This is a genomic window from Brevibacillus parabrevis (genome assembly GCF_022701015.1).
Taxonomy (GTDB): Bacteria; Bacillota; Bacilli; order Brevibacillales; family Brevibacillaceae; genus Brevibacillus; species Brevibacillus parabrevis.
In genome coordinates this window covers 5,177,260-5,201,847 of sequence record NZ_CP064090.1, presented here as the reverse complement: position 1 = coordinate 5,201,847, position 24,588 = coordinate 5,177,260, and the positions used below count along the sequence as shown (strand labels likewise).

The window sequence follows — 24,588 nt, the reverse complement described above, 5'->3', positions numbered from 1 at the left end:
AAAGCGGCTTTTTCGTATGCCCTGGTCGCTTGCCATGTTATGATTTGGAAAAGTCTTACTGACGGGAGAAAAAGTCATGACCAACGGCAAGCACAAAGACAGAAAAGCGATGATCATCGGGGCTGGGTTAGGTGGAATGTCGGCGGCGATTGCCTTGAAACAGGCAGGTTGGCAGGTCAGGCTGTATGAGCAAGCCAGGGAGCAAAAAGGTATCGGGGCAGGCATCGTGCTGGCTGCCAATGCGATGAAGGCACTGGACAAGCTGGGAGCGGGCCAACGCGTCCGGGAGCTTGGTTCACCCGTCCGCAAGGCGAGCATTTGCGATTGGCAAGGAAACGTGCTGGTCGAGCTGCCTGTCGCACGTCAAGCCGAGCGCTGCGGGGCGGACAGCTACCTTGTGCACCGCGCAGACTTGCAACAAGCGCTGCGCGAAAGGGTGGACGAGCAAGAGCTGGTTCTGGGCAAAAAGCTGACCGCTTTTTCGCAGGAAGCGGAGCGGGTCCAAGCGTCTTTTGCCGATGGCACGACAGCGGAAGCAGACGTCCTCATTGGTGCGGACGGGATTCACTCCAGCGTGCGCAAGCTGTTGTTTGGCGCGGAAAAGATGCGCTACTCCGGCTATACGGCCATTCGCGGAATCGCCCGGTATGAAGATGCGCGCTATCCGCTGGAAACGGGCGGCGGCTTTGAAGCGTGGGGGAGTGGAGCGCGGTTCGGTTTTTCCCATATCGGTCACAACCGGATACACTGGTTCGCTGCCATCAATGCCCCGGAAGGCGAAAAAGATCCGCCGATCGGACGAAAGCTCGCGGCGTTGCGCCGCCTGGAAAACTGGTACGAGCCTGTCCGCGCCGTCATCGCCGCTACGCCGGAGGAAGCGATTTTGCGGCACGACATTTACGATCGACTGCCGTTGAAACGGTGGGGTACGGGAAGGGTCAGCCTTTTGGGCGATGCCGCACATCCGATGCTGCCGAATCTGGGGCAGGGAGCAGGGCAAGGGCTGGAGGACGCGCTTGTGCTGGCACGTTGTCTTGCGCCTGCCGACGTGGATATTCCAGCCGCTCTCGTCCACTACGAGAAGCAGCGGAAAAAGCGGGCACATGCGATCGTGCGCGGCTCGCGTCTGATGGGCTATGTTACCCAGTGGGAAAATCCGTTGGCAATCGCTGTGCGCAATTGGTTGCTGAAAACGATTCCGCCTGGCATGCAAAGCAGACGCCTGGAATGGATCATCCGCCATGAAGTATAGCCAATAGGAAAAGGCAGGGAGCCTGAAGTCCCTGCCTTTTTTTGTAGAGCGGATTATTCTTGATGACGAGCCTGGTACGCGAGCAGTGCTCCGATGAACAGTTGCCCCGTTTGAATCATGGAACGCTCATCCACATCGAACTTGGGATGATGGTGCGGATAGGTTGCCAAAAGCTCCGGATTGCGTCCGCCGGTCATGAAGAAAGTAGCTGGACGTTCCTGCGCGTAGTAGGCGAAGTCTTCTCCCCCCATGATCGGTGGCATTTGGATGACGCGCTCTTCGCCAAAAAGACGTTTCGCTTCTGCTTCCACGAGCGGCGTTTCCACTTCATCGTTCCATGTAGCCGGATAGCCGCGTTCGTACTTGATTTCGCAAGTCGCGCCGACAGCATGGCAGCTCGCTTCCACGATGCGGCGCATGGATTGCTCAACCGCTACGCGCACTTCTTCGTCGTACGTGCGGACGGTTCCTTTCAGGCGCACCTGGTCGGGAATGACGTTGTACGCTTCGCCGCCACCGTTAAACGAGCAGACGGACAGCACGACTTGCTTGAGCGGGTCTATCTGGCGGCTCGCCACTTGTTGCAGGTTCATCACAATCTGGCTGCCGAGGACGATCGGGTCAATGGAAGTGTGCGGGGAAGCGCCATGCCCGCCTTTTCCGTACAAAACAATTTCAAAGCTGTCAGCAGCGGCTGTGACGTATCCTTTTGCAATGCCGACGACGCCAACTGGCAAATCAGAAGCGACGTGGGCACCGTAGACGACATCGACGCCTTCCAGGCAGCCTGCTTCGACCATGGATTTCGCTCCGCCAGGCGGCAGCTCTTCGGCAAACTGATGAAGAAACACGACCGTACCTGGCAGCTCATCGCGGAACTCGCTCAAAACTTGGGCGACACCGAGCAAGCCGGCCGTGTGAATGTCGTGGCCGCATGCGTGCATCACGCCGGGAATCCGCGATTTATACTCAACCTCTTTTTCATCCTGAATCGGCAAAGCGTCAAAATCGGCGCGCAAAGCGACCGTCTTTCCCGGTTTTCCACCCTTGAGGTAGCCGACGACGCCCAGGCCGCCTACTCCGGTTTTTACTTCGATGCCAAAGGAAGCGAGCTTGTCCGCTACTTTCTTTGCTGTGTTTTCTTCTTTAAAGGAAAGCTCAGGGTACATATGCAGATCGCGTCTGAATGAAACCAGCTCCGGGTAAATTTCCTGTAAACGGGCAAACATTTTGTCTTGCATCGGACCCACTCCTTTTCACGGTGGAAACAGATTGGTAATTCGCAGTCTCCTTATTATAAAAAGAAGTCAAAATAGTTTGCAATCTATGTTGTGCGAAAGTATGTCTGTCAAGAGGGGAGCGCAGGTGGACAGCTTTGAAACAAATCGACTAGAATGGATAAGGGAGTGACACGTCAATGAGAGAACGGCAGAGGAGAAAATGGTAACATCCTTTACAAAAAATCGCAGAGTCTGGATTTGTGTGCTGATGTCAGGCGTCCTGTTTTTGACGATGACCTGTCTTAGCATCGCAGGCTCTTATTACAATACGATGCAGTCGGTCCGCCTTTCGATTGCCAATCAGAGCATGAAGACGGCGGCGATGGTGGCGCAGCGAATCGATATTGCCGCCTATGAGCAATTTTTGCAGCACCCTGCCAAGGACAACCCGGCTTATGAGTCGATTCGTACCCAACTTAGTCAGGCGCGAGAGCAATTCGGGATTCTTTACTCGTACATTATGCAAATCAACGAGGATGGAAACGGCGGCAAAGTCATGGTCGTGGCCTATCCGCCTGATCGGACGCTTCCTTTTCAAATTGGCGATCCTTGCTATGTGACGGCAGAGCAGATTGCCAAAATTCGCACGGGTCAATCCTACTATTCCGACATCATCCGCGACCCTGTTTACGGCGTTTACATGTCGGCCGGTGCGCCGCTGGTCGGAAAAGACGGCCGGCTGCTAGGCATCGTTGGCGTCGACACAGACATGGCGATGGTGGAAGGGATTGGCGAAGAGGTCGTTCGAAACAGCACGCCTGTCTTTGTTTTTCACGGGCTGTTCGTCGTCGTGCTGATCGTGCTGATCCTCGGGTTGCAGCGCTGGTATCGCCGGGAGCTTAAAGCAGCCGTTGGCGAGACAGAGGAGCATTATCAGGATGAGCTGCGCTCCGTCATCAGCTCGATTCGTTCGATTCGCCACGACTTTGTCAACCATATGCAAGTTTTGTACGGTTTGATCGAGTGCGGCTATTTTGACAAGGCACGCGATTACATTCAATCGCTGCTCAAGGAGACGAAGCTGCTCGATCTTACGGTGCGGATCGCCAACCCGGCGTTGATGGTTTTGTTCCACACGAAATGGGAGCAGGCCAAGTCGAAACAGATTGTCATGCAATTTGCCGAATGTCCCGATCCTTTCGAGAGCATTCCGTCTATCGATTTGGTGAAAATATTGTCCAATCTGATCGACAATGCGATCGATGCCGCGGAAACGGCGGAGGGCGAAAAGCGAATCCGGATTGCTTGTCGCCGGGAAGACAAGCAGTACATTTTTGAAGTAGAAAATACAGGGACGGAAATATCGCCAGAGCAGCGCGCGCAAATTTTCACGGTAGGATATACGACCAAGCCAGCCACGCAATCATGTGCAAGGGGAGCGGGCCTGCCGATCGTGCAAGCAGTAGTCAGCAAACATGCGGGGAACATCGAGATCGTGTCAGAGCATGGCGTTACGAGATTCACCGTGACCTTGCCGATCAAGTGATATTTTCCGGCCTATTACGCATCAAGGTATCGAGGGAAAAGCCATCTGTGCGAGATGGCTTTTTGCGTTTTTTTCAAAAAGGAAACGTGATATGCAAGGTAACAGGTAAGGAAAATGCAATTATATTTCGACTTATTGCGACAAAATACGACAATTTTTTCCTGCGTCTTTTGGCAGTAGACATATAAGTGAAGTGGTCTTTTTTTTCAGCCAAATGGACAAGAATCTGCATAAAAATCAAAAAAAATAAAGATTTGTCAAAGTGGGTCAGATTGCTCAGGTGAAAAAATGATTTTGATCATGAAGGATTTTCTGTCGAAAGAATTTTTTTGGCTATAACCAAAAAACATGTAATAATTGTGAATAGTCGGAACTGGGGGTTTCTATCATAGTCCGGCAAAAAATAGATAGAAAAAGAGGGTGAACGGCAGTGAAGAAAAGCAAGAAGCTATTATCCATTTTATTTTCATCATCGCTCGTGCTAACCGCATTTGCGGCGGTACCCGCTACGGGGTTGGCGAAATCGAAGGAGGACAAGCATAGCCTGGAGGTGGACTTGTCCACGGTCAACATCGACCGGCTGGTCAAAGGCTTGATTGAGCAAGGGATCATTGATGAGGATGCCGATCAGGATGAAATCAATGAAGCTTTGGAGGATTACCTCAAAGACAAGAAAGTGCCGCATGGCGTAGACGAATCCTCTTCCTTCGGGAAAAAGGCGACGAAATCCCAGTTGGCGGCTTTGTCGGATGCAGCGCAACGAGTTACGGAGATTGAAGATGAAGAAGAATTGCGCGCTTCGAAAAGAGTACATACAGACAATATCGTGATCGCGCTGGTTGAGTTTTCCGATCGCGAACACAACGAACTGCCTAAAATGAACGATACGCTCTGGACAGCGGATTTCAACGAAAAGCACTACAAGGAAATGCTGTTCAATCAAAAAGGATACGAGACGCCAGAAGGCACCAGCATGACGACCATGGCGGAATACTACTACTTGCAATCCGGCAGAAGCTGGACGGTAGACGGGGTAGTCACTCCGTGGCAAATGGCTGAGAAAAGCTACAAGTATTATGGCGAAAACAACTCCGGCGGCAGCGATTCCGCTCCGCGCGACTTGGTCGTGGAAACGCTTGACGCAGTAGGAGAGGCAATCGCAGGCAAAGAAGACGAGTACGACCAACGCGACCCGTACGATTTGGATGGCGACGGGGATTTGATGGAGCCGGATGGCATGTTGGACAACCTGATGCTTGTTCACGCAGGCATCGGGGAGGAAACAGGGGAAGATGTAGACGCAATCTGGTCGCATCGCTGGACTTTGAAAAAGCCGGTGGAAATCCCAGGCACCAGCCTGAAAGCTTTTGACTATATGATCCAGCCAGAAGACGGCGCGCCAGGCGTATTCGCTCACGAGTACGGGCACAACCTCGGCTTGCCAGACTTGTATGACACAAGCAAGCAAGGGCACGATTCCCCAGTAGGGGCTTGGTCCTTGATGTCGTCCGGAAGCCATACCGGCCAAATTTTCCAAACGCAACCGACCGGAATGGACCCTTGGTCTAAAATGATGCTGCAACAAATGTACGGCGGCAAATGGATCTCGCCGCGCGTGCTTGACTACAAAGATTTGGAAAACAAGAAAAAGACAGTCAGCCTGGTTGACGCTTCCAGCCTGGAAATGGGCGGAAAAGTCATCAAGCTCAACATGCCGCAAGTAGAAAAAGAGCCACCGATTCAGCCAAAAGATGGGGACTACTCCTACTTCTCTGACGAGGGTGACAATCTCGATACCAAAATGGTTTCCGACGTCATTGACTTGAGCGGAGTAAGCTCGGCTTCCATGAGCTTTGATTCTTGGAGAGCGATTGAAACCGACTACGACTTCCTGTACGTCAATGTGATTGATGAAAATACCGGGGAAAGCAAAGAAGTAGAAGTGTTCGACGATGTAACGAAAGGCTGGGATCACGAAAAAATCAGCCTGAACGATTTTGCCGGCAAGAAAATTCGCGTTGAGTTCAACTACAAGACAGATGGCGGCTTGGCTATGGCTGGCTTCTATCTCGACAACTTTGAAGTTGAAGGAGACGGACAGGTTATTTTCGAGGATGACGCAGAAGGCGAACCGAAGTTCAAGCTGGACGGCTTCCAGCACTTTGATGGAAAAGGCAAAATGTACGACACGTACTACCTGATCGAGCTGCGTTCTCACGAAGGCGTAGACGCTGGATTGAAGTATTTCCGTCGCAACGATACGTTCTTCACTTACGATCCAGGTATGGTGATCTGGTACTACGACGGCCGTTACGGCAAAACGCAGGACAACAACACAAGCCAGCATCCAGGCTACGGCATGCTCGGCGTAGTCGATGCGCATCAAGAAGTGCGCTACTGGAACAACGACGAAGGAAACAAAGACGCGATCGCAGACTCCCGCTACCAGGTGAACGATGCGGCATTCAGCCCGAACAAAACATCTGGCATGGATCTCGATTACATTTACGGCACGATGGATTATGAGCCGCTCGCTGGAGTAACGACATTCGACGACGGCGACGACTACACGATGTCGGAAGTGCCGGAAATCGGTAAAATCCTTCCTGAGATCGGACTGCAAATCAAGCTGAAACGGGTATCCAAGAAGTTTACCGAAGGAACCGTTGAGCTGTCTGTGAAAAAGTAAGAAGCAAAGAGCAAGACGCCCGCAAGCCACGAGTTGGCAGCGGGCGTCTTTTTGCATGCCGTAGACAAACAGACGGAAAAACATGCCCAGAAACGAATGCATGATCTCGGATCGCTCGTCTTTCCGATAAGCGACACCTGCTTCCAAGCGAATGCTCACGTCCGCGAAGGGGCGGCAGACAACGGATTTTCCCCCGTGCAAAGGCATTCCGGCTGTTTACTGGTCTAAGCCTGCCTCTGGTGCAATAGGTTATAACAACGAACGACAAGCTGCCCGCAGGAAATCGCGCGAAAGAAAGACAACCTTTGCACAGGCCGACAGAAAAGCCCGCGCCAGGCAGCAAGGGGGGATTGTTCATGCTGCACATCGTTGCCTGTATCAAGCAAGTACCGGATACGAAGATCATCAAGATGAATCCGAAGACAAACACGATGGATCGCGCCAGTGCGCCTGCGATCCTCAACCCGTATGACGCGCATGCAGTAGAGGAAGCCGTCCGTCTGAAACAGCGTTATGGCGGCGTGGTTTCTGTGGTGACGATGGGGCCGCCGCCAGCCGTAAAAGCGATTCGCAAATGCATCGAGATCGGCGCAGACGCGGGTTATTTGGTGACGGACCGCGCATTTGCCGGAGCAGACACGCTGGCGACGAGCTATGCGATCACGAAGGCGATTGAAAAAATCGCTGAGGAGCATCCGGTTGACCTCGTCATCTGCGGAAAGATGACGATTGACGGAGATACGGGACAGGTCGGGCCGGGAGTTGCCAGACGGCTGGATATTCCCCCGCTGACCAATGTGAAAAAGGTAGTGGAAGTGAACAAGGAACAAGGCTATGCCATCGTTCACCGCAAGCTGGAAGACGGTCATGAGGTTGTCCAGTCGACGCTGCCTTGTCTTTTTTCCGTGGAAAAGGAAATCAACGAGGTGCCGTATTCTCCTCTGCCCAACATGCTACGAGCGGCCAGGTACAATCCGGTTGTCTGGTCCGTGAACGATCTCGGCGATATTGACCGGACTTTGCTTGGATTGAAAGGCTCGCCGACGATCGTCGCGAAAGTATGGCCGCCGGAAAAGCCGAAGGGCGGAGAAATGCTGGAGGGAACAGCGACAGAGCAAGTGGAGCGCTTAATGGACATCCTCCGGGAGAAACAGGGATTGTTTCGTGTGAAGGAGGGACAGTCATGAATCTGGAGGAGTATCGCGGCATCTGGGTCTATCTGGAGGCGCGGGATGGACAGATTGCGCCCGTATCGCTGGAGCTTTTGGGAGCAGGGCGGCAAATGGCGGACAAACGCGGCGTGCCGCTGGCGGGACTTTTAATCGGAGATGGCGTGGAGGAGTTGGCGCAAACGGCTTTTCCGTACGGGGCGGATCAGGTGTACGTCTACGATCAGCGCATTTTTGCCGACTACCGCACGGAGTCGTACATGCGCGCTGTCATCGAGTGTGTGGAGAAGCACAAGCCGGAAATCATTTTGTACGGGGCGACCACGACAGGAAAAGACTTGGCGAGCGCGGTAGCTACCGACTTGCAGACGGGGCTGACCGCTGACACGACGATGCTGGATGTCAATGCGGAGACAGGACTGCTGGAAGCGAGCCGACCTGCTTTTGGCGGGAACATTATGGCGACGATTTTATGCAAAAAGCATCGGCCGCAAATGGCGACGGTGCGCCCGAAAGTCATGAAAGCACTGGAAGCGGATCAGATGCGGACGGGCGAAGTCATCAAGGAGAGCATCAAGCTTGCAGAGGAAGATATTCGCACCAAAGTGTTGAAAATCGTGCGGGAAACGAGAGAAAAGGTCAGGCTGGATGAAGCCGATGTCATCGTAGCTGGCGGGAAAGGGCTGGGCAGCAAGGAAGGGTTTCAGCTCATCCACCGTTTCGCGGAATCGATCGGAGCGACAGTTGGGGCGAGCAGGGATGCCGTCGAAGCGGGCTGGGTCGATCACGCGCATCAGGTGGGACAGACCGGGGTTACGGTTACGCCGAAAATTTACTTTGCCATCGGCATTTCCGGGGCGATCCAGCATCTGGTCGGCATGCGCAATTCCGGGCTGATCATCGCGATCAACAAAGACCCGAATGCCCTGATCTTCCAGGCGTGTCACTACGGCATTGTGGGCGACGCTTTTGAGATCGTGCCATTGCTGATGAAAGCGTTCCAAAAGGAGCCGGACAGGGAGGTTACGTATGGCTGAAAAATTTGACGTGATTGTCGTCGGGGCAGGTCCGGCCGGAACAGCCTGTGCTTACACGCTGGCGAAGGCTGGTGTCAGTGTGCTGTTGATGGAGAGAGGCGAATATCCCGGCTCCAAAAATGTGATGGGCGGGGTGTTGTATCGCAAGACGATGGAGGATATCATTCCGGGCTTTTACAAGGAGGCTCCGGTCGAGCGGCCGATCGTGGAGCAGCGCTTTATGATGCTCGATAAAGAATCGGCGCTCAATTTCAGCTACAAAGGCATGGAATGGGCGCAGGAGCCGTACAACAACTTCACGGTGCTCAGAGCCAAGTTCGACCAGTGGTTTGCCGATAAAGCGGTGCAGGAAGGCGCGCTTTTGCTGAATGAGACAGTGGCGTTATCCTGTATTGTCGAGGACGGCAAGGTCGTCGGGATCAAGACTGACCGACCGGACGGCGATGTTTACGCCGATGTGGTCGTCCTCGCTGACGGGGTCAATTCGTTGTTGGCAAAATCGCTCGGCTTCCACAAGGAGTTTCGCCCTGACGAGGTTGCGCTGGCCGTGATGGAAGTATTGAAGCTGGATCGCAAAATCATCGAGGACCGCTTTAATCTGGAGGGCGATCACGGCTGTACGATCGAGATTTTTGGAGACTCGACCAAGGGAATACTGGGCACAGCCTGGCTCTATACGAACAAGGACAGCCTGAACATCGGCGTGGGCACGATGCTGTCCGGGCTGATCAAGCATAAGCTCAAGCCGTATGAGCTGCTGGATTACGTCAAGAACCATCCGATGATCCGCCCCTATATACAAGGCTGCGAACAGCAGGAGTATTTGGCGCACCTGATCCCGGAAGGCGGCTATCGCTCGATGCCAAAAGTCGTCGGAAACGGCGTCATCGTCGTGGGAGACGCGGCACAGCTCGTCAACGCGATTCACCGGGAAGGCTCGAACATGGCGATGGCTTCGGGGGTAATGGCTGCCGAGACGATTATGCAGGCAAGAGAGGCGAACGACTTCTCGGAAAAAATGCTCATGCCGTACCGCGACAGCCTGTTGAACAGCTTCGTCGGTCAGGATTTGAAAAAGTACAAGGATGCTACACACCATTTTGAAAAGTTCCCGCAATATTTTGAGCAGTACATCCCGCTGATGAACAAGGCAGCCAGCCAAATGTTCACGGTGGACGGAAGCTCGAAGTGGAACAAGCAGAAAAAGATATGGAGCGATCTGGGCAGCGCCAAGGACAAGTGGAAAATGGCGCGCGATCTGATGAATGCATGGAGGGTGATGAAGTGATGACGCAAATACCCAAAGGGCAATCGATCGAAGAGAAGCAGTATCTCGTTCGCTTCAAGGCAGATACGCAATCGCACCTGCACGTATTGAGCGCGGATGTGTGCGCGTCGCAATGCCCGGATAAGCTCTGTACGATCTTTTGTCCGGCGGAGGTTTACAAATGGGAAGAAGTGCGGATGCATGTGGGCTACGAGGGCTGTCACGAGTGCGGGAGCTGTCGCATCGGCTGTCCGCACGAAAACATCCGGTGGGAATACCCGAAGGGCGGCCACGGAATCATTTTCAGACTCGGATAATGGGCGGGCGATCTCCGGTGATCCAAGTGGGCGATCTGGTCGTATTTGTGAAGGATGGAGCCAAAGGTGTCGTCATCAGCATCGAGGAAGAACGGTGTCAAGTTTTGTGGGAGGATGATTTTGTAAGCTGGGAGCAGCGCGAATGCTTGCTGGTCGCCAAAAAGGAACAGCCAGAACAGCGGGGGAGATGACCCGGCGTTCTGGCTGTTTTTCCTCTGTGGGTGAATAGTGTTTATTCAAGGCGGAAGGGGCGTGGAAAAGCTCTGGCCCCCCAAATGCGATAACAACCGAGTGCAGGTTGGGGCGAAGATAAGGAAACGATGAGGTAAGCGGCTTCCGTGTAGTGGGCGTAAGCGATGTCCTCGGTGGACGGAACGGGCGGAGCGGTTGGATGGGAATGGTAAATCCCGACCAAATTCTCGCCGCGCATGGCCATTTTATTTAGCACCTTCTGAATTTGCCGTGTGCTCATGGCAAAAGCATCGGGGCGTTTCAGGACGTTTTCCATCCGCCAAATGGTCTGGGCGCTGTTGCCCCTTCCGGAGAGCAATCCGCATGCCTCATACGGTTTTTCTTCTTGGCAATGTCGAACCATTTCGTCCCACACAGATCGGGTCATGGAAAAGGGTGTTTCGGTTGTATTAGCCTTGCCAACGTCTGCCGCAGCATCCTCCGGTTGTTTTGGATTGGACAAAGGGTTTCACGTTGTGCACAGGCCCGGATTTTGGCAGTGGCGATGGCGGCATCCCCAGCGGACGCATGCCTTGGCGAACAGGGCGTTGCTGACGCTGATTGTAAAGTGCGCGGAGTTGATCTGGTGTCATGGATTTCCCTCCCTTTCTGTACTGTACTATGTTTTATTCAGCGAGCTGTCGAGTGGTAACGGCGATCGCACATTGCAACTGGTCACTTGAACGGGTTGAATGTGTTTCCTTGCTGCGTATGCGGCGGCATCTTGAACGAGATTGGGCTGGAAGCAGGGATGTTGTTGTTTGCGTTGCCGTTCATGTGGCCGTTCATAGACGAAGAAGTGCTGTGCGGCAGTTGGCTCAACGTCTTGTTTGCCCGCGCTTCTTTTTGGCTGAAATCTTTTATGGCTTGTCTGTACTTCTCCTCTTTCTCCTGATGCTCCTTGACCAACTGTTTTAGTCCGGCGACTGTCTTTTTCAAGACAAGCTCCTGGGTAGTGATTTGCTCCAGTTGTTTTTCTTTTTCTTTGAGCTGTTGCTTGAAGGAGTGAATCGTGTCTTCCAGGCGTTTGTTCCAGCTGCTTTCATCCGTCTGTTGCAAAGTCAGCTTGTCTTCGGCGGCCCGCAGCTGCTTTTGGATCGCGGACAAGTTTGCGTTTGCTTCGGTTAGCTGTTTTTGCGCGTCGTCGAGCTGCTGTTGTTTTGCTGTCAGGCGCGCTTCCAGTTCTTTCGTTGCTTCCAGTTGTTGGGAAGCGGTGTTTAGCTGCTGAATGAGCGAAAGGTGCTTGTCGTTCAATTGCTCATACGATTGGCGACTCGTTTGCAGTTCGCTGCTCTTTTGTTCCAATTCTTGCTTCAACTGCTGCTCCTGTTGCTCCAAGCGGGCGATCGCTGCTTCCAGCTGTTGCTGCTTGGTCAGCAGCTGTACCTCCTGCTCGCGAGCGGCATGGAGTTGCTGGGAAGTAACGTCGAACCGGGAAGTTGTGCTTTGCAGTTGGGTTTTTGTTTCGTCCAGTTGTTTGGTCGTCTCGGCGAGTTGTTGCGCAGAACTGTTAAGCTGCTGAAGCGTCTGGGTGTGCTTTTCGCCCAATTCGAGATAGTCGCGGTGGGCGTCTTGCAGTTCGGTATTTTTTTGTTCCAAAGCTTGTTGCCACAGTCGCTCTTGTTGCTCCCACTGGGCAATGCTTGCTTCGAGTTGTTGCTGTGTTTCGTCGAGTTGTTGGGAAGATGCGTCCAGTTGGGAGCGGGTGCTTTGTAGTTGGGTGATTGTGTCTTCCAACTGTTGAAGTGCCTGCTCGTTTTTTTCGCTCAATTCGCGGTAGTCTTGCTGGGCGTTTTGCAACTCTGTCTGCTTTTGTTGCAAAGCTTGGGTCCACTCGGCCTCTTGTTGTTCCCAATGTGCGATGCTCGCCTGGAGTTGCTGCTGCTTTGCTATCAGCTGAGTTTCCGCGTCGCGGGAGGCAGCGAGTTGCTGGGAGACTGTGTCGAGCTGGGAGCGGGTGCTTTGCAGCTCGGCTTGAGTATCTGCCAACTGTTGCTGTGCTTCGTCAAGCTGCTGGGAAGCTGTGTTCAACTGCTGAAGCGCTTGCTCGTGTTTTCCGCTCAGTTCGAGGTAGTCCTGATGAGCGCTATGCAGCTCGGCTGTTTTTTGTTCCAAAGCTTGCTGCCAGAAAACTTCCTGTTGCTCCCAGTCCGCGATGCTTGCCTGAAGCTGTTCCTGTCGCGCAATCAGCTGCGCCTTGGAGGCAAGGGCGCTTTCGAGCTGTCGGGAAGTGGCGTCAAGCTGCTGCGCAGTCGCGTCAAGTTGCTGTGAAGTGGCGTCCAACTGCTCCGACTTGGCGTCGAGCAGGGAAGTCGTGTCTTGCAGTTGAGCCGCCGTTTCCGCCAAAAGCTGGTTCGCTTCGCCGAGCTGGGCGGAAGTGGTGTCCAGCTGCTGCGAAGTAGTGTCGAGTTGCTGAGTAGTCACGTCAAGTTGGGCGGAGGTGGTGTCAAGCTGCTGCGCAGTCGTGTCGAGCTGCTTCGTGGTCACGTCAAGTTGCTGCAAAGCGTCGTCAAGCTGCTCGGACTTGGCATCGAGCAGGGAAGTCGTGCTGTGCAGTTGAGCCGCCGTTTCCGCCAAAAGCTGGTTCGCTTCGACGAGTTGGGCGGAAGTGGTGTCAAGCTGCTGCGAAGTAGTGTCGAGTTGCTGAGTAGTCACGTCAAGTTGCTGTAAAGCGTCGTCAAGCTGCTCGGATTTGGCATCGAGCAGGGAAGTCGTGGTTTGCAGCTGAGCCGCCGTTTCCGCCAAAAGCTGGTTCGCTTCGTCGAGTTGGGCGGAGGTGGTGTCAAGCTGCTGCGCAGTCGTGTCGAGCTGCTTCGTGGTCACGTCAAGTTGCTGCAAAGCGTCGTCAAGCTGCTCGGACTTGGCATCGAGCAGGGAAGTCGTGGTTTGCAGCTGAGCCGCCGTTTCCGCCAAAAGCTGGTTCGCTTCGCCGAGTTGGGCGGAGGTGGTGTCAAGCTGCTGCGCAGTCGTGTCGAGTTGCTGCGTAGTCACGTCAAGTTGCTGCAAAGCGTCGTCGAGCTGCTCAGCCTTGGCATCGAGCTGTTGAGAGGTCGCGTCGAGCTGCTCAGCCTTGGCATCGAGCTGTTGGGAAGTCGCGTCAAGCTGTTGAACCACCTGGTCGTGCTTCGCATTCCACTCGTGGGACAGGTGGAGCGCAGCTTGCACCTCAGCGTCTTTTTGCTCAAGCGCCTCGGTCCACACGATCTTTTGTTGCTCCCAGTGCGTGACGGCTGCTTCGAGCTGTTGCTGTTGGGCGAGAAGCTGCGTCTCGTGTTCGCGAGCGGCATCGAGCTGGCGGGAAGCGGTGTCAAGCTGTTGTGTAGTTTGATCCAGTTGCCGGGAAGTCGCGTCAAGCTGTTGCGCAGTGTGATCCAGCTGCTGGGAGGCGGCGTCGAGTTGGGAAGTTGTGCTGTGCAGCCGGGCTGTGGTGTCTTCCAGTTGCTGATTTGTTTCGTCGAGTTGCTGTGCCGTTGTGCCCAGCTGTTGCAGCGTCTGATCGTGCCTTTCAATTAACGCTAAATAATCGTGATGAGCCGCGATCAGCTCAGCGTCTTTTTTCTCCAGGGCTTGCTGCAACGAAAGCTCCTGCTGTTCCCGCTGAACAAGGGCAGCTTCCAGCTGTTGCTGCTTCTCGACCAGCTCCTGCTCCAGAGCGCGGGCCGCGTCAAGCTGCTGGGAGGTAGCTTCCAGCTGGGCCGAGGCGTTTTGCAATTGTACGGTTGTCTCGTGCAGTTGCCGTGCGGTTTCATCTAAGTGCTGCTGTTTGAGCAAAAGCTGCGCTTCCAGATCGCGTGCAGCTTCCAGTTGCTGGGACGCGTTTGTCAGCTGTGCGGACGTGTCTTGCAAAAGTTGAGTCGTTTCTTGGAGTTGCAGGGAAGTTGTTTCCAGATTCTTGTTTGTCGCTTCCAACTGTTGGCGCTTGGTGTGCAGGTCTTGCTGGGATGCTTCCAGCTGCTCTTGCAAATGCTCCAGCTGGGAAAGCTGCTCCTGTTCCACGAGTTGGGCGCTTTCGTATTCGTCGTGCATATGCTCAAGCGCTCGTTTCCAGGAATTTTCCTGCTGCTCCAAATGGGTAATCGTTTCGAGCAACTGCTGGCGTTCTGCAAGCAGCTCCTCGATCTTGTCACGCTGTTGTTGCTGCTGCTCATGCAACTGGGTGTTGACCTGCTCCGACGAGGCGATCAGCTGTGCCAGTTCTGCTTCTTTTCGTCTTGCTTCCTCCAGCTTCTGCTGTGCGTGCTCGCTGGCGGACTCATATGATTTCAGCTTCGCCAGGCTTTGCTCCCACTCCGCTTCCTTTTTCTCAAAGTGATCCAGCCTGCGCTGCAATAGTTCGATACGCTCCCGCAAAGTGGCTTCCATGGCCTCATGCTTGGAAATGGCTTCCGCGAGCTTGGGGGATGTTTCATGCTCGTGCAGCTCGCTCCGCAGCTCATCTACCGTTCGCTTCAGCTTGCCCTCCCGATCTTTGTAGACCGAAATGGCTTTTTCGCGCTGCTGGAGAAGGTTCTGGTAGTGGTCCAGTTTCGCTTCCAGATCGCTGAGCAGCTTCTGCGACTGATCTGTGTACTGCTGCCATTCATTTGCTTTTTGGTCCAGATCGGCGAGGGTCTGGTGCAGTTCCTCCAGCTGTGCCCGGTATTCCTGGTTTTCCAGGCTGGTTGCTTCTATCTTTTCCTCAAGCTCCATCACTCTCATGCCCAGTTGGTTAGCTTTGTCCTCGTAGTAGTACGCCTGTTTTTTCAGCAAAAGGAACTTCTCGTTCCCTGCTTTTGGCTTGCTTGTGCTGGAGGTTCTTTTTTTAAGCACAGTGTTGTCCTCCTTTTTTGCGTAAGGTTATCCTCTATAGACATATGTAATGGTCGGCATTTGGTGCATGTATCCCGATGCGGCCAATCTGGCGGCAAAAGAAACGAAAAAAGGAGAAGACAAAGTCTTCTCCCGGTGGAAACACCAATATGGTTTGCAGGAAGCAGGAAGCTTACGGCGTGGTGATGACGATGTCTCCGAATGTGACGCAATCGCGCACCAGCAATTGCTCGTCGGGAACGATGGTGAGGTTGGCAGAGAAGACGAGGATGCCGTTTGCATCTGTCAGTGTCAGGATGATCACGTCTGGCAGACCGAGTGCTGTTTCGGCCAGAGTCAAGGAGTAGGTCATGAACTCTTGCGCTCCGGTTGCTGTGAAGGTTCTCACGCCGGTACCGGATACGACCAGACCAGTGATCAGATCCAGACCTGGCAGCACGGTAATGCACGTAGGCGAACTGATCGAGGTAGGCGAGAAGCTGAAGCTTTGGTCGCCCAACAGGTCAGTCAAGACTGTATCGAAGAAATTAAAGGTGAACGAGCTGCTGGATGGATCGCAGCTTGGGCAGATATCGGCGATGAGCTGGACTGTACCGACTGCGACTTCGAGTGGGATACCGATGCTGATCGATACGTTCGGGATCAGTGCGTTTACGGACGCCTGGCAATCGCAGTTGCGAACTGGGAAGATTGGCGGGCATTGTGGCGGGAATGTGATCGGCGGGCAACGGAAAGAAGGCGTTGGCGACGGTACAGGAATGTTGTTAGGACGCGGCGAGCAGAATTTGGCGAGCACTTCGAGTTTGACTTCCGCTTCTACCTGGATTTCCACGCACACAATGACATCCAGCTGAACCATGCCGCCGAGGAGTACGTTGCCGGTAGGGCTGCATTCCAGGGCGCTGATTCGGCAAACGATGTTGTCTTCGTCAAGCGGTTCAGGCAAGCACAGTACGACCTCCTGATCGAACTGTACCGTTGTCGTAAATTCGCAGAGTGGCGTTCCGTCTGCGAAAACGCGCACGATAACAGTGGCGCTGAACACGAAGCGGACAACACCTACGCGGACGGTTGTGCCGTTGACTGTGATGTTTTCGCGGCGAATGCTGACGACGCTGCAGCTAGGGCCAGGAGATACAGGCTCTACGCACGAGATGGAAATATCTTGCCCTGCACGAATAGCTGCGTCCACAAGTGCTCGACAATCGTCGGGAAGGGCAATCTTGTTCCGGTAGCTGTTAGCAAGAACGACCCAGTCGTACACCTTTTGAACGCGAATGCACTCTTCCTGAAGGTTGTTCGGAGTAGGAGGAGTAGCGGTCGGTGTTGGTGTAGGGAGCTGGCGACCCATAATGGGCTTCACAGGATGTTTCACCGTAAGAATCCTTCCTTTCCTAGGGGATTTGCTTTGCAGTTACATACTATGTGGGCAAGGGGAAATTTGCTTGTCAACGAATGCCCATTTTTTAGGTGAAAGACGGATTAAAACGGGATTTGAAATTGTTGGAAAAACCAGTTGTCATCGCGTTTTCTCTGGGCGAGGTAGCGGATGCGCTGGGCAGCTGCTCCAGAGGTCAGCACGTCGTCTTCGATTTCGCTGGCATTTGCGTACACGATGAGCTTCTTCGTGGCTTCAATCCGCTGTTCGCTAAAATGGCTGTACGCCATCCGCAGCATATTGTAGTAGATGTGCTCATGCACCACTGTATAAGGATGAGTTTGCCTGAACAGATGGCGAATTTTCACGGAAGGGTGGACAAAGCAGGTGAAGCCGAACAGCCACATTTTGATGGAAAACTCGATGTCTTCAAAGCCCCACACGCGGAACCCGCGATCGAATCCGCCGACCTTCATGAAAGCTTCCCGCGTGACAATAAAGCAGCCCCCTGGCAAAATCGCAATCGGAGCAGGCCGCTGCGGATTCGGATACCAGACGACGCCCAGCTTTTGATCAAGCTTTTGGCCGTAGCCGATTTTGTGCGGCTCTGTCATGGAGGCGATCCCCGGTGCGACGCCGTCCGCTTTTTTGGTGAGGATCAGCTCCAGCATGCGATCGATCCAGAAATTTTCAAAAGCGAGGTGCGCATCGCAAAAGATCAAAAACCTGCCCTGCGCGTGATCGACGCCCAAATTTCTCGCGGCGGCTGCTCCGATCCCTTCTGTCGTGATCAGCTTGATGTTTGACGGGTTTTCCTGATTGCGCAAAAAATGACAGCCATTATCAGTAGAAGCATCGTCGACCACGATGACTTCATAGGTCATATTGGTTCTCGCATTGACGAGAGAAGTAATCGTTGTGCGCACATTGTCTCCTTCGTTTTTGACAGGGATGATAATAGAGACCAATGGCGGTTGCTCGACGGACATATGACCACTCCTTTCTAGTAGCCATGGTATGCCGCACGTCAGGGGAGGGAACGCCCGCTGCCAAATTTGCTCACTCTTGGCACTAGGCATTCATACAATATCGCGGAGAGTCTAGATCGTGTCGTGAGGAGTGAAAAGGATGGACGTCGAGGTATATTACAGCGGGCAGCGTGGCGGGACCATGCCGTATGCGGCTCTGCCTGCTTTTCGATTGTTTTGCAAGCAAAACGGATTTCAATTGAAATGGGACCCGAAACAGAAGCGGATCGATCTCGATTCGGGCCTGAAAGGGAAAGTATGCGTTCTTTTTACAGGCGGCCAAACGACGGAAACTGCCTACGAGTGGGATGTGTTGGGGAAAGTGCAGCGCTTCGTTTCTGATTATGGAATGGAAGTGGTGCTGACGAAAAACAACCTCAGCCTGGCGAAAAATACGGATGTTGCGATCCGCTTCAGCATGAAGGAACTGCGCTTGCTGGAAAAGCCGCGGCTGGTTTTATATCCGCACGAAAATGAGCGGCAGAGAGAGCTGATCCGCTGCTTGCAGCAAGAACTGAAGCAGACGGGGATAGCGTGCCAGCAAAAAGCGAGCAAAGCGCCCAAACAAGCGGGCGGAATCGTGCATATCCAGTTGCAAATTCCGATTCACACGGAAGTGTACAAAAGAAAAGCTTACGGCGAAAAAATAGCTTTCTATCTCGCTTCGGGCATTTTGGAATATTTTCAAAACGGCTTGCACATTCAGCCGCTTGCTTACCTTCCCCCGAACATATTGAAGCTGTTCTACTCCAGCGTCTGGTCGTCCGAGCAAAGTCAGCTGACCACAAGCACAAGCGACGATGAGGAATTGCTTGCAGAAGTGGAGGAGCTGCTTGACCAGGCAGATGAGCACGATTGCGAGCAAATCGAGAGCGAAGCTGGCGAGGAGCAAGCAGAGGCGCCAGTCATGACCGCACAGGCGGCGCTAGACGTTCAGGAGGAACAGACAGCAGTAGCCAGCCTGCAAAAGGCGGAACAGCCGCAGGCAGAGCAAGTGGTTCAGCAAGAGCAGGAAGCTGCTGCACACCTGGCAGAAGAGGTAGTCGCATCGCAGGAGCGAGAGCAACCACAGGAACCGCACGCAGCCGTCCTCCATATAGAAGAAGCAGCTCCCGAACAAACAGAGGAACAGGAACAGGCTGTAGAAGCGCGCACAGCGGCAGAAGTGTTTTTTGACTATACATTGATTCACTCAGACTCCAATGAAAAACCGTATTTGCTAATAGGCACTTTGCAAGTCAAAAACACGGGAACAGAGGTGCTGTACAATCCGATCGTTTGCCTGCGGGTAAGCCCAGCCGACTCGATCAAGATGGGCGGGCAAATTTTGCCGCCGCGGCTGGTCGAGACATTGGCTGTGCAAGGCAGCAACGGCTTGAAAGGCTGGCGGTATCTTGATGACGACTGGTTTACCCAAGCGATGGAACGCGGCGAATACTGGATTGCTCCGATCCAGCCTGTCGCGATCCCGCCGCAGTCAGCGGAAGCTTTTCAAAATTTCCAGGTATCTTTTTTGAAGCAGGATTCGGGCAAGGCGATCGTTGTAGAAGGAGTCGTTCTCTGCAACGACCAATCCGTGCATTTTTCGGCGAACAACCGGATTGCTGTTTCGTTCTAGGCATAGGCAAAAAAAGCCACCATTTCGATAGCGAAATGATGGCTTTTACATTCAGCGAGCTTACTTTTTCAAAAACATTTGGACGAACGTTTTTCCGTAAGGGCCGCCATTGACTACAGCGATTCCCACATAGTCATACGTAGGGCTGAGGATGTTGGTCTTGTGGCCCGAAGAGTTCATGAACATTTGATGGGCACCGCTCACCGACGGATTTTGGGCAATGTTTTCAGCTGCCGCCATATAATTGATACCAAAGGTGTCCATCATCTGGAAAGGCGAACCGTACGTCGGAGAAGTGTGGCTGAAGTAGCCTTTGGTCACCATCTCCTGGGCTTTGACTCGCGCTACTTTGACCAGTTGCATATCGACCTGGTACGGCGCGAGTCCGCGGCTCGTGCGCTCCTGATTGACCAACTGGACCATTTCCTTTTCGTCAGCAGTCAAATCGGCTGGCAAAGGAACGGTCGTGCCAGTGCCCGGGTTTTGCGGTTTTTCCGGCTGTGTTGGCGTCACAGGCGGTGTCGGGGCTGGCGTTGGTGTCGGAGTTGGCTTCGGATTGTTCTTGTTGTTCTTGTACTGTTCCTCAATCGCCTTGTACGTTTTCGCGTCGGCTTCCCCGGTCAAAGTCTGCTTGTTGCGGGATTGAAACAGCATGACGGCAAAACGGGTAGAGTCATCATAAGTGCCTGTCGCAGTCACCTTGTAGCCGAGGTTGGCGAGCATGGCTTGCAAATCTTTGACGCGCTCACCTGTAGAGCCGAGCTTCAGGGTGACAGCTGGTTCGGCAGGCTTGCTTGGCGTCTCCGGTTTGGGAGCCGGTTTTGTCTTTTGCGCCTTGTACACTTTGTTCAGCTTGTCGTAAGTCGCTTTGTTCACAATTCCCGTTTGCTTGAGCTTGTACTTTTTCTGGAATTGCTTGACGTTGTACACGGTGTCGACGGTATAGAGCTTGTCTACTTTCAGCTTGTGGTCAAAATGCAGGGCATCGAGCATTTTCTCCACTTCGAGCACGCGTGCATTATTCATCCCCTTTTTCAGAGGGGTAAATGTTGTTTTTGCAAATGCAGGTTGTCCGATCATGGTGAAGGTGACGGACAGGGAAAGGATAGCTGCAATCTTCGAAATGTTGCGATTCATGTCATCACGCCTTTCTCTGGTTTGTCGCCCTCCAATGGTACCCGATATTGTTTTGGGAAAGAAACCACAAAATATTGGAAAGAGGGAAAATTCGATGTTTGGCATCTCGTGGATTGACCTGGTCATTCTCGTGCTGGCCAGCTTTCGCCTCACCCATTTGATTGTGTATGACGAGATCACGTCGTTTCTTCGCAACCCGTTTTTTACCGTCGTGTACGAGGCAGACGCGACCGGACAAATGAACCGGCAGTATCGTTTTAAAGGGGGAAAAATCCGCCGCTTTTTTGGCGAATTGCTCAGTTGCCACTGGTGCACGGGCATTTGGGTAGCTGTGGCGACAGTGGCGGTCTACGCGTATGTACCAGCCGCCTATCCCATCTTGTTGCTGCTGGCGATTGCAGGGGCGGCGGCTGTTCTGGAGACGAGGCTGTACATGTGAAGCATGCGCAGGGTCTTTAGGCTCGCGAAAAAGCTTGATACACAACAAATTCATCATGAGACAGCGGGATCACTTCCTCGGCCTGATAACCTCCGACCAGCTTGTTTTGCAGATGCGGGACGGTCGCCGGGGCCGTCAAGGAAGAAGCGATGTCTACGCGATGCACGTTTGTTCGCGGGTCGAGCGGGATTTCCAGGGCGAACTGCGACTTTTCGACGGTGAAAGACTTGGCCCGAGCTCCGTTGACGAGAGCGGTCAGTTGAAAAGGTTTGGGCAGCTTCGCTGGCGCACCGGGAATTTTGCCTTTGATCAGCAAAATATGTGCCGGCTTGTCAGGGTCAGACTGAATGATCGTGCGCAAGACGGGAGGCGCCCATGTGTCCGGGAAGCGGTTCGTGCTGGTGACATGTGTGGAGTTGGAAGGAAACGACTTGAATATTTTCAGCAAGTCAATTACGCCCATCCCCCGATATTGCGAGACGTGCGAGATCCAGCCGCTCGGGATGCTCGAATAGTGCTTGGCGAGCGATTTGAACACTTCCGGGATTCCGACCGAATGCCACTGCGTCGTCGATTTGCAGGTGGCGTGGATGCGGGCATTGGCGAAAAACTCCGGAACAAAGCCAATTTGATGAAATTTGGCGATGCGCATCCAAAGCTCGTAGTCCATGCAAAAGTTCAGCTTTTCGTCCACGCCCTTCATGTGGGTGATGACATTGCGGCGAATAAACGCGGCGGGCTGGCAGATGCAGCACGTGTAGTAAAGCTGTTTGGCATCGGCGTGCGAGGAGGGAAACGTATTGACTGCCTGGCTATGTTCATTGATGACCTGACATTTTCCATGAACCATTCCCCAAGCCGGATGCTGCAATAAAGCGTGGACAGCCTTGCGAATCGCTCCGGGAAGATAGGTGTCGTCCGAGTTGAGCCAGCCGATGATGGTTCCTTGCGCCATGGCAAAACCTTTGTTGAGCGCATGGGATTGTCCGTTGTCCGGTTCGGAAATATATCGGAAGCGGCTGTCCGCACTGGCGTATTCCTGCAAAATGGCGAGTGTTCCATCCGTCGAACCGCCGTCGATCACGAGCATTTCCAGGTTCGGGTAGTCCTGGAGCAGCACGCTGTTGATCGTTTCGCGAATGAATCTGGCCTGGTTGAAGGAGGGGGTTACGATACTGACGAGAGGCAGCTGCCCGCTAGACATTTCTGTCACTCCTTTTCAAAAAGTCAGCGCAAAAAAGAAATGGCACGCCTGCAATACCATATGTACAAGAACCGGATTTGGCATCGGGATACGTTTCTTATTTTGACAGATTCCCATAGCAAAAAGGTGTGGCGCCCTCGCTTGCAGGAGGGAGCGCACACCTTGATAGACGCACATGGCGAGATTGTGCTTACCTTACAAATAGTCCGGCACCAGACCCGGGTTGCGGTAAATGCGCAGCAGTTCCGCGTACGAATCGGCAGCTGTTTCCCGCCCGCTGATGGCCCGCGCAACCATCGTGACGCGGCCGATCGGGTAGTCGTTTTTGGTCCCGGAGTTGACGGTTGTGATGCTTTGCGGCAATACTTCGAAAAGCGTGCTGGCGAGCATCTCCCGCAAGCATCTGATCGAAGGCACCCAGTAGGTCGTTATATCGTGGTAGATTCTGTTCATATTTCCCGGAGGGCCGTTGAAGATCATTCTTGATTCGTTGTCGTCGAGGATGCAAGCCGTCTCCAACAGCAGATGTCCGCCAGTCTTGATCACACTGCGCGCTTGCGACAGCGTCCACAAAGGATCGCGGACGTGGTAGAGCAGTCCGGTATGCTGAACGATATCGAACAGGTTGTGGCGAATTTGCTGCGGGAACGGCAACGGAGCGGAGAAATCGTCCATCAGCAGCACTTTCAAACCTTCCCACAAGTTGTAGGGAGAAATGTTATACAGCGGAAGAACCTTGCTTTCGAGAATGTCTTTGCACAGTTCAAAGTTGGAGTACAGCGGCTGCATGCAGTCGGTGGCGACGACGAGCGAGGCTCCGAGCTTTTCTGCTTCAAACGCCCACATTCCGTCGAAGCTGGCAATGTCCAGCACCCGTTTCCCTGCGTAATTGATGTGCGCTCTGGATTTGCGCGTACTGTCCCAAAGTGGCTCCAAAATTTTCAGGCCAGGAGTTGCGATCCCGGGACGCAACTGAATTTTATGGTACCAGGTGCGCTTGGCAATCTCCGCCAAAATTTCACTGTCTGTCCATGTTCCTCCCACTCATGTCCCTCCTTCAGAAGAATCGGTGTCTAGGCAAAATGCGATCATGCTACATTACGATATGAACGCCGCAGATGTCGGGAAACGGGTGTAATCCCCCATTCTCAGGCGCATGGCGGCGGATTTAGGCGTCCGGTACAAGCAGTGGCCGTTTCCGGCACGATCCGAAAAGCATACGGTGGAGGAAAAGGAATGTACAGGAGGGTGCGCCAATGACCTTGCCTATCATTTTCATGCACAGGGACGATGAGGATTATTTAGCCTACAGTTTGCGGCAAGCCAAGATGAGCAATCCCCGCTCTCCCGTTTACTTGCTCGGCAGGGAGGCTAACCGGAAATACGCCTCGTCCGGCGCCATGCATGTCATGATGGATTCGTATATGCAGACAGCGCAGATGTTCGCCAAGGTGTATCAGCACATGCATGTCATGAGCTACGAATATAATTTGTTCTGCTTTCAGCGCTGGTTTATTCTCCGCGACTTCATGCGCAAAAACCGGATACAAGGCTGCTTTTACCTCGATTCGGACGTGATGCTCTACACCCAGGTCAACAAGCCGGAATACCGGGCGTTTTCCATGGAGTTTGCGTGGACAAGTTTCGTAGGCTTGGATACGCTGGATCGTTTCTGCAATTTGACGATGCAATACTTTGTGAATCCGCAGATGTTCCGGCTGCTCGTGCAAAAAACGATCGAGCTTGACCAGGTGATCGAAGGGGTTCCGCTGGTGTCGGACATGGTGCTGTGCCTGCTTTATTTCCGTTCTTACTCCGGCCAGGCGCATACGCATGGAACGTTCGGCGACAGCTTCTTCGACGAAAATATTAACCGCCCGCGGTGGGCAGAGAGTCTTTCGGGCAAGAAAAAAGTGTACGCCATCGACGGACAGCTCTACTGCAAGGATCAGGCCAGCGGTGCCCTCAAGCGGCTAAATTCGTTGCATTTCCAGGGGCTTACGGCCAAAAGCTACATGAAAGATTTCTGGCTCCCCCATATCCCCAGGCAACCCGGCGTTCATTATTACGACTATGCATCGTCCCAATGGACCATACAGAACTGAAGCTCATGCCCCGGCGAATCGCGTCGGGGTATTTGTCTACTAGGCTAGTGATTGCCGGTTTTCCAAAAGGCGGGAGAATCGACCATTTTCGCGTACCAAACAGTCACCCTCTATCAACTTTTCATATGATGATTCATGCATG

General features: G+C 53.4%; 20 protein-coding genes. 11 read left to right on the top strand and 9 right to left on the bottom strand.

Going from position 1 to position 24,588, the window contains the following annotated elements; genetic code table 11:
* Positions 1-76 precede the first annotated feature (76 nt).
* Positions 77-1,252, top strand: coding sequence for an FAD-dependent monooxygenase (locus IRJ17_RS23910; RefSeq protein ID WP_242772096.1), 1,176 nt, complete (start codon positions 77-79; stop codon positions 1,250-1,252).
* A 53-nt stretch (positions 1,253-1,305) separates the two neighbouring features.
* Here the strand turns inward: IRJ17_RS23910 and IRJ17_RS23905 are convergent, their stop codons facing one another.
* Complete coding sequence (locus IRJ17_RS23905; RefSeq protein ID WP_242772095.1) at positions 1,306-2,493, bottom strand: M20 metallopeptidase family protein; 1,188 nt, start codon at positions 2,491-2,493, stop codon at positions 1,306-1,308.
* Positions 2,494-2,740: 247 nt separating this feature from the next.
* Between IRJ17_RS23905 and IRJ17_RS23900 the strand changes: the two genes are divergently transcribed.
* The 7 genes from IRJ17_RS23900 to IRJ17_RS23870 all read left to right on the top strand — a co-directional run bounded on the left by IRJ17_RS23900 (position 2,741) and on the right by IRJ17_RS23870 (position 10,688).
* Complete coding sequence (locus IRJ17_RS23900) at positions 2,741-4,018, top strand: ATP-binding protein (RefSeq protein ID WP_242772093.1); 1,278 nt, start codon at positions 2,741-2,743, stop codon at positions 4,016-4,018.
* 430 nt (positions 4,019-4,448) lie between these two features.
* A complete protein-coding gene (locus tag IRJ17_RS23895; protein WP_242772091.1) occupies positions 4,449-6,707 on the top strand; it encodes an immune inhibitor A domain-containing protein in 2,259 nt (752 codons plus the stop codon).
* A gap of 356 nt (positions 6,708-7,063) precedes the next feature.
* Positions 7,064-7,894, top strand: a complete 831-nt coding sequence (locus IRJ17_RS23890; protein ID WP_122963210.1) for an electron transfer flavoprotein subunit beta/FixA family protein — start codon at positions 7,064-7,066, stop codon at positions 7,892-7,894.
* A complete protein-coding gene (locus tag IRJ17_RS23885) occupies positions 7,891-8,913 on the top strand; it encodes an electron transfer flavoprotein subunit alpha/FixB family protein (RefSeq protein ID WP_173599786.1) in 1,023 nt (340 codons plus the stop codon). Before IRJ17_RS23890 ends, IRJ17_RS23885 begins: the two co-directional genes overlap by 4 nt.
* A complete protein-coding gene (locus IRJ17_RS23880) occupies positions 8,906-10,201 on the top strand; it encodes an FAD-dependent oxidoreductase (RefSeq protein ID WP_122963212.1) in 1,296 nt (431 codons plus the stop codon). The genes IRJ17_RS23885 and IRJ17_RS23880 overlap by 8 nt, the downstream gene beginning before the upstream one ends.
* On the top strand, positions 10,201-10,497 hold the full coding sequence (locus tag IRJ17_RS23875; protein ID WP_122963213.1) for a ferredoxin family protein: 297 nt from the start codon (positions 10,201-10,203) through the stop codon (positions 10,495-10,497). Before IRJ17_RS23880 ends, IRJ17_RS23875 begins: the two co-directional genes overlap by 1 nt.
* A gap of 17 nt (positions 10,498-10,514) precedes the next feature.
* Positions 10,515-10,688: a hypothetical protein gene (locus IRJ17_RS23870; RefSeq protein WP_167470239.1), complete on the top strand. Its 174-nt coding sequence runs from the start codon at positions 10,515-10,517 to the stop codon at positions 10,686-10,688.
* Between the two features lie 41 nt (positions 10,689-10,729).
* Here the strand turns inward: IRJ17_RS23870 and IRJ17_RS23865 are convergent, their stop codons facing one another.
* The 5 genes from IRJ17_RS23865 to IRJ17_RS23845 all read right to left on the bottom strand — a co-directional run bounded on the left by IRJ17_RS23865 (position 10,730) and on the right by IRJ17_RS23845 (position 17,904).
* Entirely contained in the window at positions 10,730-11,092 is a 363-nt protein-coding gene (locus IRJ17_RS23865) for a M67 family metallopeptidase (RefSeq protein WP_242772088.1), read from the bottom strand.
* A gap of 46 nt (positions 11,093-11,138) precedes the next feature.
* On the bottom strand, positions 11,139-11,321 hold the full coding sequence (locus IRJ17_RS23860; protein ID WP_063227158.1) for a hypothetical protein: 183 nt from the start codon (positions 11,319-11,321) through the stop codon (positions 11,139-11,141).
* An 82-nt stretch (positions 11,322-11,403) separates the two neighbouring features.
* Positions 11,404-15,537, bottom strand: a complete 4,134-nt coding sequence (locus IRJ17_RS23855) for a hypothetical protein (RefSeq protein ID WP_242772086.1) — start codon at positions 15,535-15,537, stop codon at positions 11,404-11,406.
* A gap of 172 nt (positions 15,538-15,709) precedes the next feature.
* Positions 15,710-16,912 (bottom strand): BMQ_0737 family morphogenetic spore coat protein, encoded by a 1,203-nt coding sequence (locus IRJ17_RS23850; protein WP_242772084.1) that lies wholly within the window; start codon positions 16,910-16,912, stop codon positions 15,710-15,712.
* A 107-nt stretch (positions 16,913-17,019) separates the two neighbouring features.
* Positions 17,020-17,904 carry a glycosyltransferase family 2 protein gene (locus IRJ17_RS23845; protein WP_122963216.1) on the bottom strand — a complete coding sequence of 295 codons (885 nt, stop codon included), beginning with the start codon at positions 17,902-17,904 and terminating at the stop codon, positions 17,020-17,022.
* Between the two features lie 139 nt (positions 17,905-18,043).
* On the opposite strand from IRJ17_RS23845, the gene IRJ17_RS23840 reads away from it, so the two are divergent.
* On the top strand, positions 18,044-19,561 hold the full coding sequence (locus tag IRJ17_RS23840; protein WP_242772083.1) for a hypothetical protein: 1,518 nt from the start codon (positions 18,044-18,046) through the stop codon (positions 19,559-19,561).
* A gap of 60 nt (positions 19,562-19,621) precedes the next feature.
* On the opposite strand, the gene IRJ17_RS23835 is transcribed toward IRJ17_RS23840, so the two are convergent.
* Entirely contained in the window at positions 19,622-20,698 is a 1,077-nt protein-coding gene (locus IRJ17_RS23835) for a peptidoglycan-binding protein (RefSeq protein WP_242772082.1), read from the bottom strand.
* 94 nt (positions 20,699-20,792) lie between these two features.
* Here IRJ17_RS23835 and IRJ17_RS23830 point away from each other — a divergent pair, with 94 nt between their 5' ends.
* A complete protein-coding gene (locus tag IRJ17_RS23830) occupies positions 20,793-21,137 on the top strand; it encodes a DUF1360 domain-containing protein (RefSeq protein ID WP_122963219.1) in 345 nt (114 codons plus the stop codon).
* Positions 21,138-21,153: 16 nt separating this feature from the next.
* Here IRJ17_RS23830 and IRJ17_RS23825 read toward each other — a convergent pair whose 3' ends face one another.
* Both IRJ17_RS23825 and IRJ17_RS23820 read right to left on the bottom strand, forming a co-directional pair.
* Positions 21,154-22,341: a glycosyltransferase family 2 protein gene (locus IRJ17_RS23825; RefSeq protein ID WP_173596256.1), complete on the bottom strand. Its 1,188-nt coding sequence runs from the start codon at positions 22,339-22,341 to the stop codon at positions 21,154-21,156.
* Positions 22,342-22,536: 195 nt separating this feature from the next.
* The gene (locus IRJ17_RS23820; RefSeq protein WP_173596257.1) at positions 22,537-23,385 is read right to left on the bottom strand and encodes a DUF1698 domain-containing protein; all 849 of its coding nucleotides are present in this window, start codon (positions 23,383-23,385) and stop codon (positions 22,537-22,539) included.
* Between the two features lie 212 nt (positions 23,386-23,597).
* Between IRJ17_RS23820 and IRJ17_RS23815 the strand changes: the two genes are divergently transcribed.
* Positions 23,598-24,446, top strand: coding sequence for a hypothetical protein (locus IRJ17_RS23815; RefSeq protein WP_173599789.1), 849 nt, complete (start codon positions 23,598-23,600; stop codon positions 24,444-24,446).
* Positions 24,447-24,588 lie beyond the last annotated feature (142 nt).